Source organism: Antrihabitans auranticaus, from assembly GCF_016481275.1.
Lineage (GTDB): Bacteria > Actinomycetota > Actinomycetes > Mycobacteriales > Mycobacteriaceae > Antrihabitans.
The window spans coordinates 1602378-1619022 of record NZ_JAEMNW010000001.1 but is presented as its reverse complement, the minus strand read 5'-3'; the positions used below and the strand labels follow the sequence as shown (position 1 = coordinate 1619022).

At 64.6% G+C, this 16645-nt stretch carries 12 protein-coding genes; all 12 read left to right on the top strand.

Translation table 11 applies throughout. The features are described 5' to 3' along the window. Positions 1-131 precede the first annotated feature (131 nt). The 12 genes from JGU72_RS07520 to JGU72_RS07465 all read left to right on the top strand — a co-directional run bounded on the left by JGU72_RS07520 (position 132) and on the right by JGU72_RS07465 (position 16559). Positions 132-1802 carry a hypothetical protein gene (locus JGU72_RS07520; RefSeq protein ID WP_199683012.1) on the top strand — a complete coding sequence of 557 codons (1671 nt, stop codon included), beginning with the start codon at positions 132-134 and terminating at the stop codon, positions 1800-1802. Next, positions 1799-2116, top strand: a complete 318-nt coding sequence (locus JGU72_RS07515) for a hypothetical protein (RefSeq protein WP_199683011.1) — start codon at positions 1799-1801, stop codon at positions 2114-2116. The genes JGU72_RS07520 and JGU72_RS07515 overlap by 4 nt, the downstream gene beginning before the upstream one ends. Beyond that, positions 2113-3774, top strand: coding sequence for a M23 family metallopeptidase (locus JGU72_RS07510; protein WP_307828336.1), 1662 nt, complete (start codon positions 2113-2115; stop codon positions 3772-3774). The genes JGU72_RS07515 and JGU72_RS07510 overlap by 4 nt, the downstream gene beginning before the upstream one ends. A 57-nt stretch (positions 3775-3831) precedes the next feature. Beyond that, the gene (locus tag JGU72_RS07505) at positions 3832-4398 is read left to right on the top strand and encodes a hypothetical protein (protein WP_199683010.1); all 567 of its coding nucleotides are present in this window, start codon (positions 3832-3834) and stop codon (positions 4396-4398) included. Between the two features lie 34 nt (positions 4399-4432). Then, positions 4433-5158: a hypothetical protein gene (locus tag JGU72_RS07500; RefSeq protein ID WP_199683009.1), complete on the top strand. Its 726-nt coding sequence runs from the start codon at positions 4433-4435 to the stop codon at positions 5156-5158. After that, positions 5155-6963 (top strand): type IV secretory system conjugative DNA transfer family protein, encoded by a 1809-nt coding sequence (locus JGU72_RS07495; protein WP_199683008.1) that lies wholly within the window; start codon positions 5155-5157, stop codon positions 6961-6963. Before JGU72_RS07500 ends, JGU72_RS07495 begins: the two co-directional genes overlap by 4 nt. Further along, the gene (locus JGU72_RS07490; protein ID WP_199683007.1) at positions 6960-7556 is read left to right on the top strand and encodes a DUF4913 domain-containing protein; all 597 of its coding nucleotides are present in this window, start codon (positions 6960-6962) and stop codon (positions 7554-7556) included. Before JGU72_RS07495 ends, JGU72_RS07490 begins: the two co-directional genes overlap by 4 nt. Positions 7557-7857: 301 nt before the next feature. Continuing rightward, positions 7858-8514 carry a hypothetical protein gene (locus JGU72_RS07485; protein WP_199683006.1) on the top strand — a complete coding sequence of 219 codons (657 nt, stop codon included), beginning with the start codon at positions 7858-7860 and terminating at the stop codon, positions 8512-8514. A 125-nt stretch (positions 8515-8639) separates the two neighbouring features. Next, a complete protein-coding gene (locus tag JGU72_RS07480) occupies positions 8640-14357 on the top strand; it encodes a helicase-related protein (protein ID WP_199683005.1) in 5718 nt (1905 codons plus the stop codon). A gap of 289 nt (positions 14358-14646) precedes the next feature. Continuing rightward, complete coding sequence (locus tag JGU72_RS07475; protein WP_199683004.1) at positions 14647-15105, top strand: hypothetical protein; 459 nt, start codon at positions 14647-14649, stop codon at positions 15103-15105. A 197-nt stretch (positions 15106-15302) separates the two neighbouring features. Next, complete coding sequence (locus tag JGU72_RS07470) at positions 15303-15689, top strand: antitoxin Xre/MbcA/ParS toxin-binding domain-containing protein (protein ID WP_199683003.1); 387 nt, start codon at positions 15303-15305, stop codon at positions 15687-15689. A 72-nt stretch (positions 15690-15761) separates the two neighbouring features. Continuing rightward, positions 15762-16559, top strand: coding sequence for an RES domain-containing protein (locus JGU72_RS07465; RefSeq protein WP_199683002.1), 798 nt, complete (start codon positions 15762-15764; stop codon positions 16557-16559). Positions 16560-16645 lie beyond the last annotated feature (86 nt).

Here is a 16645-nt window from a genome sequence, read left to right as displayed (position 1 = left end):
TTCGGGGCCGCCTCGGAGCCCGCGACATGTCACACCTGCCACCGAGTTCACGCCCTCAGTCGAGTGGTCCGGGCGGACGTAAACACCGCAAAGCGCAAGCAGCGAAAGCCGCAGCGGCACAACGCGCTCGGATGGACTTGCAGTTGCTCGACGACGACGAGCGAGCCGAGCTGACCCGCACCATGCAGGCTGGTCGCAACATATTCGATTCGACTCGGGCGTGGATGCTGCTACGTCGTGACGATCGTCGCCGCGGCGAGAACGCTGCGCCGATGCAGAAGGTGTCGAAAGCTCCCGCACCGTTGCGTGCCACCGCGCGTGGTCTGAGAGGGCTCGGCGGGGGGCGCACCGGACCGATTCCGAACACGGTGGAGTATCGCGGTACGACACTGCAGGTCGCTGGGCTGTGGCCATGGCCGGTCGGTGCCGGTGCTCCGCTGCGCGGAGTTCCGCTCGGATCTCACCTCTACACCGGCGCGCCGGTCTGCTTCGACCCGTTGTCGTGGTTCGTGCGCGCAAAATTCTTGCAGCAACCGTCGATGATGCTGCTCGGCCTGCCCGGCTTCGGAAAGTCCACCCTGGCCCGAAAGATCGTGCTGGGCTTGGTCGCCGGCGGCGTGACGGCACTGATTCTCGGCGACCTGAAACCGGACTACCGCAAACTGGTGGAAGAGCTCGGCGACGCCGGGCAGGTCATCACCGTCGGGCACGGGCACGCCCAGATCAACCCCCTCGACCTGGGACCGCTGGCGCAGATCCTGCCGATTCTCGACGCTGCCGGGACCAAGATCGCAACGAAGATGGCACGGATTGTCCGGACCCGGATCGGGGCGGACCGTCTGCGCCGGGTGGTGGCGTTGCTGCAGCTCAACCGGGGCCGGTTGATCGAAGACTACGAAGAGTCCGCCATCGGTGCGGCGTTGGACTGGATCGACGCACACGTCGAGGGACAGCCGCTGCTGGCCGACTTGGAACGCGTCCTCGACGAGGGTCCCCCCGAGGTGGTCGAGGCGTACAAAGCGACCGATCAAAAGGAATATCTGCACGAGTCGCGCTCTCTGCGTCGGTCGTTGCACGCACTGCGCAAAGGTGTGTTCGGCCAAGTCTTCGACGGTCACACCACCACCCCGATCGACATCAACGCCGCCGCGGTGTGCGTCGATGTGTCTCAGGTCGCGGCGGCGGATCGCAAACTCAAAGGCGCGGTCCTGCTGACCTGCTGGGAACACGGCTTCGCCGCCACCGATGCCGCCCACATTTTGGCCGATGCCGAATGTGGTCCCAAGCGCAACTTCCTGGTGGTGCTCGACGAGATGTGGCAGGTGCTGCGTGCCGGCGTCGGGATGGTCGATCGCGTCGACGAGCTGACCCGCCTCAACCGGGTGTGGGGCACCGCGTTGCTGATGATCACCCACACGGCCAGCGATCTGCCCCAACAGGTCGACGAGAACGGTGTCCAGTCGGCACCGGGCTTCGTCGAGCGGGCCGGAGCGTTGGTCGTCGGTGCACTCCCACGCAAAGAGATGGCGCGACTGGAAGACATCAAACCGTTCACCGAAACCGAAGTTCGTGACATCACGTCCTGGTCGTCTCCGCCGGCGTTGACCGGTGACGGCCGATCGGCCTCAGCCCCTCCCGGTCAGGGAAAGTTCTTCATCAAGATCGGCGAGCAGGGCGCGGCGGGTATTCCGCTGCGCACCATCCTCTTTCCCAGTGAAATCGCCTCCGGTGTGCACGACACCAACTCCCGCTTCGATCTCGACACCGAGTACACCAAAGAGTCCGCAGCGTGGGCGGCATGAACCAGGTCGGCGGCGGCAAGCGCCGCTACAGCCGCGAATTTCGCGACCAGTGCGTGCGCCAGGTCGTCGCCGGCCTCGCGTCTTACCGTTCGCGTGAGGACGCGGTCGTGGCGATCGCCGCCGCCGCGATACCGGTGACGACACTGCGCAACTGGGTGCGGGCCGAACTCGGTGCAGCTCGCACCGACCGGATCCCTGCCGATACCGAGCTGCAACTGCGCGAACTGCGGCGACAGCTGCACGAAGCACAGCAAGTCGTGACGGCCCTGTCGATGTATCCCTCAGTGCAGCACCGGGTGTCGGTCCAGTCGTGAAAGGTTTTGCCCCCAAAATCTTCACCCTGACGATGACGTTCATCGTCGGGCTGGTCGTGGCGTTCGTCATGATCTTCTCCGACCCGGGCGATGACGACACCGCGTGCAACCCCACCCTGAACCCCGGTCAGACGGTTGCACCGCCTCCAGGCGGGCCGGGTGTCAAAGTGAAACCGATGGCGGAAGGGACTTATCGCCTCAGCTCGCCGTTCGGGCCTCGGGGTGGGGGCATGCACAAAGGTGTCGACTTCGGTTCCACTGCCGGTGCCGCGATCTACGCTGCAGCCGACGGTGTGGTCTCTGCCGCCGGTTCCGCATCCGGGTTCGGCCAGTGGATCGTCATCGATCACAACATCGACGGCGCGGTGTGGTCGACGGTGTACGGGCACATGTTTCCCGAAGGCGTCCTGGTCAAGGCAGGCGACACCGTCAGCGCCGGACAGCACATCGCCGACGTCGGCTACAACGGCGAGGTATCACCGCCCGGACCCGGCGGAGCACATCTGCATTTCGAAACGTGGTCCGGTGGCCACGACAGCGGAACCGCGGTGGATCCGCAGCCCTGGATCGACGCGGGATCCGAACCGACCGGTCGCGGCGCGGCACCGCCAGTACCGGGCCCGGCGGCACCGCCCGTCTTGGCGGCCGCGACCGGCGAGCTGCCACCGCTGCCCGCAGCGCTGGGTTCGGAACAACACTGGCAGGTCGACACCATCCGGTTGGCGCGCGCGATCGCAGCCAACTTCCCGGAGATCAAGTCGATCGGTGGATGGCGCCAATCTGATTCCGTCTCTGACGATCATCCGTCGGGTCGTGCTGCCGACATCATGATCCCCGACTACAACAGTGGTAGCGGTAAAGCGTTGGGGGACAGGGTCGCCGAGTACGTGATGGCGAACAAGGATGCCTTTCATGTCGAGTATCTGATCTGGCGGCAGACCTACCGCCCAGCCTCCGGTGAATCGAACACGATGGAAGACCGCGGCAGCGACACCCAGAACCATTTCGATCATGTGCACGTGACGACCGTCGGCGGTGGGCATCCCTCCGCATCCACGGTGTACGGGTCGGCTCCGTTCCTGGCCGGCGCACCCCTGCAGCCGCCGGTATGCACCGATCCCGCTCGTGGACCACCTGGTGTCGACAATCTCGACCCCGCGTCGGTTCCTGCCGACTTCGTGCCGTGGCTACGTCGCGCAGGCACGCTGTGCCCACAGATCAGCCCCGCACTACTGGCGGCGCAGATTCAGCAGGAAGGCAGCTTTCAGCAGCCCGGCTACAACTCCTCGGGAGCATCCGGATACACGCAGTTCATCGACGACACCTGGGCCGCCTACGGCTTCCCCGTCGACGACAACGGTGCACCGACCGGCCCGGCCGGGACCGGTGATCGCAACCGCATCGGCGACGCCGTCATGGCCCAAGGCCACTACATGTGCGATATCGCCGCCAAGGTGGACGGCTGGATCGCCGAAGGCAAGGTCCAGGCACCCAACGGACCGAAAGAGCTGTATCTCGCCGGATACAACGCCGGCGAATACGCCGTGCTCAACAGCGGCGGCTTCCCGACCGGGGCGTCGGATTACGTCAACCAGACCCGCCCCTATGCCGACACCATCCTGGCGAACGAGGCGCGCTATGCCACGACCTTCAACTGAAAGGGCTGATCACACAATGGATTCCAGCACAGCATTCGACGCGAAGCGGCCAGCAGCATGACAGCGCTGCGCACTCGGACCGCAGTGATCGCGGCCGCGATCGTCGCAGTGATCGCACTGATCGGTGCCGTCGTCCTGGTGGTCACGCTTGCCGGGTCCTCCTCAGAGCAGCAGCACGGCGGCCGCGACGACTCCGGGCACGTCGACGGCCCCACCCCAGGCAATGCCGACGCCGCGACCGCGACGCAGCAGGCGCTCAGTGCGATGTTCTCGTGGCAACCGAAGAACGATCCATCACCTGGTACTGCAGCGACCCGAGCGTTGCCATGGCTCGGTGGCGAGCTCGCGGCATCAGCGAACACACCCCCCGCTGCCGGAATGCGTGAACTGCCCGAATGGGCGGCATGGCGAGCTGCCGGCGACATCGTCAGCGCCAGCGTGCTCGTCACCGACAGCATCGACACCACGCAGGGGCGCGCAGTGTCCGAAGCGGTGGTGACCCAGACCGTGCTCCACCGCGACGGGACGTCGACGCGGTATCGACAGCTGAAAGTCCGCGCTGTGCTCGAGTCCACCAGCGACGGGTGGCGCATGACCGAATACAACGCCGCACCCACCCGATGACCTGCACCGTCCGACACACCCGAAAGGCGTCCACGTGAGCGAGAACGAACTCGACGACATCAGCAGGGACTTCACCCAGTTCGCTGCCTCGGCCCTGCAGTCCGCCCGCAAAACGGTGGAGATGCATCGACGACTCAAGACACGACGCGAACGCACTGTCGACCGTAAGCAGCGCACCGCGGAGTCGCGCGTGCGAGTGCAGGACAAGGCCCGACGAGAAGCCGACCGGGAACAGCGGGAGCGTGAGCGAGCGGAACGGCACGCCGAACGCGCTCAGCGGACGACCGCGCGGACCGAGGAACTGGGCAAACAATGGTCCGCTCAGGATCTCGCGGCGCGCTGGGCGGTAGCAGAATCGCTGCGCGATGCCGATCCCGAGACCGCCGACGCCTGGTCACAGCGCATGCGTGAAGACGGTATCGACCCCGACGCGGCCATCGCCCTCGCCGACGCTGCCGACCGCGCCCCATCCAGCGACGAAACGGCGGCAGAAGCCCCACTCGGTACCGGACGTGACGCCGGTGAATTCGTCGCCGAGCTCTTGGCCGAATCGTTGGCGCACGACGAGCTCGAACGGCTCGATGACCTGTCCGAGGACCGCACCGACAACCGTCTCGACGACCAGCGCATCGCCGATTTGATCGGTGTCTCCGACCCGGCATGGCTCGACGGCGAACCTGCCTCCGTCCCCACCACATCCGACACACACGCTCCGGTCGAACCGAACACACGTGAGCTGACAACGGGAGCAGAACTGTGAACGGCAACCGTCGCACCGGGACCGTGCAACTCGTCGCATTCGGTGCCGGAGCTACCCTCGTGCTCGTTCTCTACCTGAGCTTGCGTGCTGGCGACGCACTCGCCGGCACCGGCCAAGATATTCCTGGCAATCCGGTCGCCGCGTTCCTCAACGTGGTGGGCGGCAGAATCACCTGGCCGGTGCACGCCACCGTCATCGCGATCGTCGTTCTGCTTCTTCTCATCGGGGCAGCGTGGTTTCCGGTCAGGTGGTGGCACCACCGCGCTCTCCACACACGAGTGGATCATCTGGCCAAGTCGATGGCCAACCCGTCGCAACTGACCGAGGTTCATGGGGCGGGCGCAAAACAGAAGTCTCAGCGGCTCCGACCCGACATCGAGCTGCGTGGTCCCGACACCTACGGAATTCCGATCGGCAAAACCGTGCGCGGTGGCCACACGATAGTGATGAGCTGGGAGGACGTCGGCGTGGCGTTCTCCGGCCCGCGTACCGGAAAAACGCAGGCCCTGGCCATTCCCGCCGTGTGCAGTGCGCCGGGTGCGGTGATCGCGACGTCGAACAAGCGTGATCTGCACGATCACACGCGCGGGGTCCGCGAAGCCGTCGGTCGAGTGTGGATCTTCGATCTGCAAGGCATCGCGACCGACGGTGGCCCGCAGTGGTGGATCGACTTACTGCGTGGAATGTCGTCACTCAAAGCAGCCCGCAAACTTGCCGGCTACTTCGTCTCTGCGTCCAAAGAGGACGGTGCCCGCGTCGATGCCTACTTCGACGGCGGTGCCCAAGAACTCCTCGCACTGCACATGTTCGCCGCCGCAGTCGGCGGCGGAGATCTCCTGCACACGCTCGGCTGGCTTTCCGACGACGACACCGCCATCCCGGCGATGTTGCTCGAGGCGGCTGGTGAAGCCATGGCGGCGGAGAAGATTCGCAGCGCCCAACGGCTCAATCCACGACAGAAGGACGGCCTCTTCGACATGGCGCGCCGGTTCCTCAACGTCCTCAACGATCCGGAGTACGCGAAAGCTGTTCTGCCGCAGCGCCGCAAGCAGTTCGATCAGGACAGCCGACTGGCCGCTGTCGCGTTGACCCACGACCTGCCCGAGTTCGACGTCGACCGTTTCGCCAGCTCGACGGACACCCTGTATGCGATGTCGCTAGAAGGTCCCGATTCGGCGACCGCGTTGACGACGGCACTGGTCGGTCGGCTGCTCGATACGGCATTCGTGGTGGCGCGACGCAGCCCCGGTGGACGGCTGCCGACACCGATCGTGGCGGTGCTCGACGAGGCCGCCAACGTGTGCAAACTGTCGGATCTGCCCAAGCAGTACTCCCACGCCGGATCCCAAGGGGTCGTGCTGTTGACATTCCTGCAGTCGCCGGCCCAAGCCGGGGAAGTGTGGTCGGAGCAGAAGCTCGCCACGATGCGTCAGGCGTCGAACATGCATTACTACGGCGGCGGCGTCGACGACGACAGCTATCTGCAGTCGATTTCGCAGCAGATCGGCGAGCACGACGTGGCGCGCTGGTCGTCGAGCCACTCCAACGGCGGCCGATCACGTTCGCAGTCGTGGTCGCGGGAAACAATCGCACCGATTTCGGTGCTCGCCGCACTGCCGAAAGACCGCGCCATCGTCATGACCTCGGGCAATCCACCTGTGCTGGTCCGCAAAGCGTTCTGGAGTGAGGGCCGGTTCGCCGAGCAGATCCGCGCATCACTCGCGACCTACGAACCGAAAAAGGGCGCACTCGCCCTGAGCGGACTCGACCTCGATACCTCGACAGAGCAGGAGCTCGCGTCATGACCAACGATTACGGCGACAACCACGACTACAGCGACGTTGGCGACTACGACAACTACGACGTGCCGACGTCACCGCCACGAGGCAAAGCCGGACGCAGACGCAGCACGACACCGAAACCCAAGTCGGGCCCAGCATCGGAGAAAGTCGAGAAGGAACCCGAACCCGACGTGTTCGCCGACGTCGGCGAATTCGTCGAACACTGGCTGGCACCGGTGCTGGCCGGGAAGCTGCTCGGCGGCGGCCGGGGTCGCACCTGGTGCCGACAGTGGTGGCGGCACCGGGAGGTCAGCGTCCGACTGCACGCATTGTGGCGCGGGTGGGAAGGGGCGCGGCGCAGCGAGGAACCGCTGGCGATGAGTTCCTGGTGGGTCCAGCACACCGACCCGCATCTGCGCGCACTCTGCGATGGCGAGGCCGGACCGATGTGGCGCTGCACCCCGGAGGCGCACGTCGACATACCTGCTTATCCGACGATCCCCGTACCTGTCGGGTGGTTCGACGCCGACCGCGACGACGAACAGCCGCCCGCAGACGGTGGTCGCGGACCAGATTTCCGGACCATCAGGGCCCGTACCGCAGGAGATGCAGCATGAGCGGCGGCTGCGTTACCGGTGTCGATCCGCCGATCCGATAGCCCTTTCGCACTGTTCGTCACGATCGATCGTCATCACATTCACGCTTTCCCAGACCCTGGCGGGTGGTCTAGACCCGCCAGGGCAGGGCAGCCAGAGAACGGAGCTCCGGCCAATGAGTCACCATAATCACCACGAACGCAGGCACACCCGTCGCAGGGTATGCATGCAGAGGAGCTCCCTGGTATGCCCCGCAAACAGCGCCGCGCCGCCACCGACACGCAACTGGATCTTTTCGCCACCGAGGAAGGTACCGCCGCCGATGACCAAGACCCCACCCGAGGATCTGCGCCAACTGGTCGAGGAGACGTGGCGGACCCATATCGGGCTGCCGGAGGACTGGTCGCAGACGCAGAAGGCGAACTTCGTCGCCGACGAGGCGCTGCGGATCAGCGACCTGATCGAGACGCAGATGCAGGGCCAGGGACCGCTGGTGCGCCAATGGTGGGACGAGCACGGCGAAGCACCGGACTACCGGACGACGGTGACGTTGATCGAGACGGCGCGTCGCTCGATCACCGAAGCGGTGCTGGCGCAGGAACTTTACGAGCAGATCCCGCACTCGGAGGAGGACTTTCCGGAACCGGTGAGCGTGGAGGAGGCTCGCGAACGGGAGATGCTGCAGGAGCAGGTGCGGCTGCAGGACGCGGCGGGGGACCGCGATCGCTGGATCGATCCGCTGCGGCGGCGGGATCCGAGTTCGGAGGCGAGCGAGTTGTCGCGCCGACTGTGGGCGGATCGCTCGGCGCTGTTCCGGGTGACGGGGGCCTTTTTGCTGCAAGCGCGGACCGAGGACGGCGAGCCGGTGCCGACCGGCCCGAGCGATCGGCTGGCAGCATCGTTCACCAACCAAGTCAGTCAAGCGTTGCTGGCGGCGGGCAAGCCGCTCGACGGCCCCGGAAGACTCGTCGACCCGTAGCCGAGGGCCAGGGCGATCTGTTCGCTCTCGACGTCGACGGTGCCGCACCGCTGGATCCGGCGGTCGCCGATCCGGGCGGGACACCACTGCCGCCACCGCCGGCCGAGGTAGTGGCCGCGTTCGGGATGTCAACGCCGCACGTCGACACGGTCGCCGCGGCCGAGGCTGAGCAGGCGCCCGGTGCGTCGGTCTCGATCGCCGCGACACTGACACATACTCCCGACCGCGGTGCGCCGCTCGTCGACGAGCACCAAGCTGTCGAGACACCGGTCGTCGAACAGCCGGTGTATGTGGCACCGGTCGATTTCCGGCCCGGCACCGAGGTGTTGCCTCCGCCAGGGGAGAAAGCGCGTGCTGCGGCCAACATTGCTGCGATCCGGATCGTGCGGCGCATCGAAGCCGAGGACCGCTACGCCACCGCCGAAGAGCAGGCGGTTCTCGGTCGATGGTCTGGCTGGGGTGCCGCTGCGGGGATCTTCGACCTCCGCAAACCGGAATGGGCCACCGAGCGTGAGCAGTTGCGTGAGCTGCTCGACGACGCGCAATGGTCGCAAGCTCAACGCAACACTCTCAACGCGCATTACACCGATCCCGCTATCGCACAAGCGATGTGGCGTGCGACGGAGCAGGCCGGGTTCGGTGGCGGTCGCGTCCTGGAACCCGGCTGCGGGTCGGGCACGTTCCTCGCTCACGCCCCCACCAGCGCGCAGATGGTCGGGGTCGAGCTCGACTCCACCACCGCGTCCATCGCCGCGGCGTTGCATCCGTCGGCGCAGATCCGCAACGAGGGTTTCGAACTGACCCATGTTCCGGAAGCCTCGTTCACCGCCGCGATCGGCAATGTGCCGTTCGGCGACTTCCGGCTCCACGATCCGGCGCACAACCCGTCACGGCTCTCGATCCACAACCACTTCATCAACAAGGCCCTCGCGGTCACCGCACCCGGTGGCTACGTAACGGTCCTGACCTCGCGCTACACCATGGACGCTGTCAACGCTCGCGCGCGACAGGAGATCGCCGACAAAGCCGATCTGCTCGGCGCGATCCGGTTGCCCGAAGGCGCGTTCTCCCGGGTCGCCGGCACCACGGTCGTCACCGACATTCTCGTGCTGCGTCGTCGCGAAGACGGCCAGGAGATGACCGCCCGGACGAAGACATTCTTGGGGTTGACCTATTCGACGGTCTATCAGGACGGGCGACAGCTGGGGCTGCAGGCCAATTCCTACTACGCCGACAATCCGCACCACGTGCTCGGCACGATGGAACTCGGACGCGGTCAATACGCGGCCGAGCAGCTGGTGGTGCGCGGGGAGAGCGGTGCTGCCCTCGCCGCCCAAGTCGAGACAGCGTTGTCCGGCATCGTCGAGCAGGCGCGACGCTCCGGTCTGGCGTTGACGGCGAGTTGGGCGAACACGATGGGACCGACCCGCGCCGATTTCCAACGCGGACTCACCCGCGCCCGCGAAAGTGGACGGGCCGGCACCACCATCGGCACCTTGTCCTACGACCCCCAAGCCACCGAGATCCGGACCTGGAGCGGCACGAAGTGGACACCGGTCACCACACGCAGCGCCAAGCAGACCGCCGAATGGGGCGCGCTGCTGGATCTGCGCGACGTCGCGGTCGCGTTGATCGACACCCAGCGCGAGGATCAACCCACGGCCGAACGAGCCGCATTGCGTGCCGAGCTGAACCAGCGCTACGACGCCTACGTCTCGCGATACGGGCTGATCAACCGGTTCACCTGGTCGAAGGTCGCCGATCTGACCGACGCGCAGCACGACCGCGCCCTGGACACGCTGCTGGCGCAGTGGCGGATCTCCGAAGGCAGCAGATCGGCACCGTATGAGGGTCCGGTGCCGGATTCGATCCTGACGCAGCTATCCGATCAGGCCTGGATCAATCCGAAAACCCCGCACAAACTGGCCTCGCACCTGGGGAAAGCATTGCGGGCAGATCCGTCCTTCGCGGCGGTGTTGGCGTTGGAAGAGTTCGACGAGACCAAGATGAAAGCGACCAAGGCAACGCTGTTCCACACCGACGTGTTCGGGGTGCGGCCCGGCCGCGAAAGCGCCGACACCCTCGCCGACGCAGTCGCGATCAGTCTGGATCAAACCGCCCGCATCGACATCGACCGGATTGCCGACCTACTCGGGACCACTGCCGAGCAAGTGCAGGCTCAGTTGCCCGAATCCGGCACCGCATTCCGCGGTGTCGCCAATCCGAACGTGTGGGTGCCGGCCGCGCAGTACTTGTCGGGCAGCGTCCGCAAAAAACTGGCCGCCGCACACGAATTCGCGGCCGTCGACGAGCGCTACCGGCCCAACGTCAACGCATTGACCGCGGTAATGCCGCCGCCGATCCGCACCGGGGTCGAAGTGCGACCCGGCACCGGGTGGATCCCCGATTCCGATTACATGCAGTTCATGCGGGACACGTTCGCGATCCCGGCCGATGTGTCGGTCACGATCGAGAAAGCTGCTGGTCAGTGGTCCATCCAGGCCGGGTACTACCCGGCCAGGGCCGAGCAGGACATGAAATGGGGCCTGGTTCCCAAGCCTTACCCGTCGGCGACGCGGTTCAACTTCGAGCACGCCGACGCAGAAAAGCGTGGCTGCTACGACGCCGGCGTTCGCAAAGGTGCCTACGGCTGGCGGGAGGTGTTGACCGATCTGCTCAACAGCAAACCGATCGAGATCACCAAGTCCAAGCAGTACCGCGATGCGTCGGGCGGCGACGTCCTGCACGACGCAGCCACCCGTGCCGCTCAGGCCCGCGCACAACGACTGTCACAAGAGTTCGGTCAGTGGGCACTGCACACCGATACCGACCGCACCGAACGGCTGCTGGACCGCTACAACGAGCTGTTCAACTCCGTCGTCGCCCCGTCCTACGATGGATCCGCACGCGTCTTTCCCGGGCTGGGGTCGTCGTTCAAACCCTATGACTATCAACGCAATGCAGTCGCGCGCATCGTCAGCGAACCGTCGGTGCTGCTCGACCATGTAGTCGGTGCCGGCAAGAGCGGCACCATGTTCATGGGCGCGATGGAACTCAAACGACTCGGCCTGGCCGCCAAGCCGTGGATCGTGGTGCCCAACCACATCGTCGACCAGGTGACCAGTGAGGCGTTGCGCTGGTATCCCGGTGCGAAGGTGCTCTCCGGTGCGGCCGCGACCGATGCCGACATGCGGCGCCTCTTCGTCGCGCAATCGGCGTCGCAGGACTGGGACATGGTGATCGTGCCGATGTCGGTGTTCGTCCGGATCGGGGTTGCGTCGTCGACGAAAGCGGAATTCATTCAGATCCAGCTCGACAAACTCAATGCGTTGGACGCCGAACACGACGACAGTGTCAAAGCGATCGAAAAGGCCAAGGCCACACTGGAAGCCAAACTCACCGAAGCGCTCGACGACGAGAAACGCGACACCGGCCTGAGTTTCGAATCGTCAGGCTGTGACTACCTGTTCATCGACGAGGCGCACAACTTCAAAAACCTCGTCCGCGCCTCCCACATCGAAGAACTCGCCTGCTCAGGGTCCGATCAAGCCCTCGATCTGCAGATGAAGCTGACCCATCTGCGCGATCAACGCCGCGCCCAGGCGATTGCCGCCGGGGTCGGCGACGACGAATACGTCGAACGGGTCGCCACCTTCGCCACCGGCACACCGGTCGCGAACTCTCTCGCCGAACTCTGGGTCATGCAGACCTATCTGCGTCCGGATCTGCTCGCCGACGCCGAAGTCTCCGACCTCGACGAGTGGGGAGCCGCGTTCACCGAAACCGTGGAACGGGTGGAGCTCAACAGTTCCGGCAGTCGACTACGCCCGGTCACCCGGGTGGGCGAATACACCAACGTCGGTGACCTGGTCGCCATCAACAGTGTCTTCACCGACTTCGTCGGACGCGAACGAGTGCCGGTTCCGTTGCCGGAGAAGAACACCGGCACCAACGAAGTCGCGGTGTTCACCCCGCCGCAGGAGGTGCTCGACTTCATCGCCGACCTCGGCTGGCGCGCCGATCACGGTGATCCGTCCCGCCCCGACATCGACAACACCCTCGTCATTGCCGATCACGGGCGCAAAGCATCCCTGGATCCGCGGGCGGCGCATCTGCACCTAACCGCGAAAGAGTTCCTTGTCGACGGCACCACCCGCGCTGCGGTCGTGTCGCAGAAGATGCTGGAAATCTGGAACGCGACGAAAGACAACACCTATCGCGACAAGTTCGGCGAGATGTCCCCGACACCGGGTGGGCTGCAGATCGGGTTCTGCGATCGCGGCACACCGAAACCGGGGGAGTGGTCGGTGTATCAGGAAATCAAAGATCGCCTCGTCGCCGGCGGGATGGACCCGCACTCGATCCGGTTCGTGCACGACTATCCGAAACCGTCGCAGAAGGCGCAACTGTTCGCCGACTGCCGCAACGGCCGCGTCGCGGTGTTGCTCGGATCGACGGAAAAGATGGGCACCGGCACCAACGTGCAGGACCGGGCGGTGGCGTTGATACACATCGACGTGCCCTGGCGCCCAGCGGATCTGGAGCAACGCGAAGGCCGCATCATCCGCCAAGGCAACCAGAACGAACAGGTCCGCGTGCTCAACATCGTCGCCGAACGCACCTACGACACGGTGATGTGGCAGACCGTGCACAAGAAGGCGCACTACATCGAACAACTCCGCCGCGCCGATCGGTCGATGCGTCGGGTGCCGAACCTCGACGCCGACTCCGTCGCCGAGAATGCCGCGCTGACAAAGGCTCTCGCGACCGGGGATCAACGTTATATCCGGCAGGTGGAGCTCGACTCCCAAGTCCAGGACCTGCAAGCCCAGGCCGACGCGCATTTCGCCGAGCAACGCAGCATCGAACGCGACCGTGACCGACTCCGGACTCGGGTTCCGTCGTCGGAGAAACGATTGCATCTGCTGACTGCGGCTGTGCCGGCGTTGCAGGCATGGCGAGACCGCGACGGGTTCGACATGACGATCGGCGGCCGCCGATTCACCAAGCGGTCCGAGGCGTCGGCGGCGTTGCAGATGTCGTTGCGTGAGGCGTGGGGAGCGTTGAAAGGCAAAGGTTTACACGAATCACTGCCGGTCGCCGAGATCGCCGGACACACCGTCGAAGTGGTGCGGTCGATGACGTCGAGCGAACTGTTCGTCCGCTTCGAATCGTTACCGATCGCCAACCGCGCCTTCGATCCGAACGAGCTGTACACCCCGATCACCACTGCGACGTCGGAGCAGGGTCGGGCCGCGCGGGCATCGGGAATCATGACGCGAGTCGAGAACATGGTCGACGACGCCGGCGCGGAACTCGCTCGACTCGAATACAACCTCACCGAGGACCGACGACGGCTGGCACTGCTGGAGAACACCACCATGAGCGACTTCCCGGACGCCGTGCAGTTGCAGGACCTCAGCACCGAACTGCATGTGCTTCGGCGTGAGCTGCGCGATGCAGAAAACAGTCCGGAAGCGTTGGCCCGCAACCTCGCTCGTACCCAACGACTCGAAGCGAAAGGGCGCGAAGACGGATGGAGTTTGATGCTCAACCCGACACCGGCGCTGGTCGAAGACCTCGGCTTCGAAGACGCCGACGCTGTACGGGAGATGATGGCCACCCGCGAAATGGAGGCCCAGAGCGACCTGCACCCGCAGGCGGTCGCCGAATCGCCGACCAGGCGGGGAAACCAGTCTGCGGCTCAGCTGATTGCCATGACCGCTCCGCCTGCATCGACACGGCAACGGCACAGCACGACAGCGCACCCGCTGACAGCTCCGACCGATGATGTCGGACCTACCAAGAACACTGACTACGGCGCACACCCGGGGCAGATGTGACATCACGGTGCAGGACCCTCGGAAATGCCCATGCCATTCTCATGGTCGACACGTTTTCCACTCGGGGAGGAACAAAACTGTGAAAATTAGCGCACTTCGCACACCGTCATACGCTGCAGGCATTGTCGCCGGCTGCATAGCAATCACGTTGGCCGGGTGCGGCTCGTCGAGCGACACCGAGACCGCGGCGTCGAACACACAGGTTCCGTCGGCCACTCTCGCTCCCACAACCACAGCTACCGCGACGGTATCCACCGCCCCGTTGCCACCGGCAGGGCAGGAGACGCCATTGACCGATGTAGACGCGAACTTCTACACCGGGCAGGCGTTCGGAACGCATTTCGTCGACGGGACCGGCAGGGTCGCGTGCAACTTCAACCCGGCCATGGGAGGCTGCGTCCTGACCGCAACCCCACATCGTGCCCCCGGCACGATGCCGGTATGCGCTGGTAGTGACACTGCAATGCCCTACACGGCCGTCGGCTGGCGCACTGCATCTGAATTACAAACCGAAGCACCGACCACGTGTCGGACGCTCGACAAGGTCTTCAACATGCCGCTCGGACCCGGTCCAGACGGGACGTTCAAAGATGCCGCACTCCCGGCGCACTCGCGGATCACCATTCGAACCAGCTTCGACGATCCCGCCGCGGCGATCGTGTGCGAATCGCGCAAATCCGGACTGCGTTGCACCAACAGCGCCGGTCACGGGTTCTTCGTAGGTACGGGCGGACTCGAGGTGTACTGAGATTTTCTACGTTCTACAACGTCAACCAGTAGATCGTCGAACATTGGACACCTCGTGTGCGCATGCCGTATTCGACGTTTTCGAGTACAGTATTTGTCACATTTGGCGATATTAGTACGATATTTGTGTAACCTCGCTCATATGCCCAGCGGTAACAGTGTTGCCTATTTGTCGACCTTGAAGGGAGGTGACTCGTCATGGATGTCTTGACGAAAGCGTGTGATGACACGGCTCGTATGCCGACCCATAAAGTTGCCGAGTACCTGCTGGAGCGACTGGGGCGAACCTTGACGGCCTACATCGCGAACTCGCGAAGCCGAGCGATGCCTGCGCGGTGGGCGGCGCCTCCGGGCTCGGCAACACATGCGACACCGTCCGACGAACGGGTCACTCGGTTGAAGGCAGCGCATTCAGTTTTCGTATCGATCGAGGACGCCGAGAACGACCAGGTTGCCCGGTCGTGGCTGATCGCAGCGAATCCGCGGCTCGATGGACACACGCCAGCAGAGTTCATTCGCGATTCCAAAATCCCCGCTGTCTATCGCGCTGCGGCCGCATTCGTCTCGGGTGAGTATTACGCCTGAGCACGTGTGAGTGCACAGCGCTGTCGGGCCTGCTCCTTATACTGATCGTTCGGTATAAGGGGGAGGCCCGAGGTGACTGCTCAGACCTACGGCGCCGATGCCGTGTGCGCCACCACAGGTCTGAATTTGGTACCCAGTAGCGGGCGTCGAATGTTCCGTGTCGCACGAACTCAGTTCGGTCCACTTCAACCGCCGCCCCGCGTCAAGACCGCGAATCCTGTCACGTGGTCGCGTTGGGATACTCCAGGACGCACCATCTACGGCAGCTCGACGGCGGAGGGTGCATTTGTCGAAGTACTCGAATACATCACCCCGGATCCGCCTGCCGTTGCGATGAGTGATCTGTTCGACGACGTCGAAGACTCCGACGATTTGACCTTCGACTCGCAGATTCAGCGTGAGCTGCCATTGTGCGGCGCGATGGCACCGCGTTCGATCTCGAAGGGATGGCGGGCGGTTAGAAACCTGTACGAGCTGGTGTTGCCTGGGAACGGCTGGTTTGTCGACGTAACCGGGGCCGGCAGCATCTCGGCCATCGAGGAGCAATTGCAGATGTTGTTGACCACATGCGGGGTGGATCGGTTGACGTTGAGCGAGTTGACGAGCTCGTCGGAGGACATGAAGCAGCTGACAACTGGAATCGCCACGTGGCTACGCGAGTCTGTGGTGCTCAGCGACGGGTCCCGCCCTCATGGTGTTGTGTACCCGTCGAAATGGGGTACTACGGTCCAGAATTGGGCAATGTGGCTGCGCCGGGCGGATGACGGCACCGGTAGTGATGCGGTTTGGATCCACGAGGCGTCGGACATAGGTCGCCACACGCAGCCATTCGTCGAGGTTGCGACCAACCGTCGAATGCGGACTTACTGAAGTTCACGTCGCGCCGAACGCTTTTATCTGTAGGGGAAGCACGGTGTGAATCACTCGGAGTCATGTGCTGTCATTACTGGATAGCC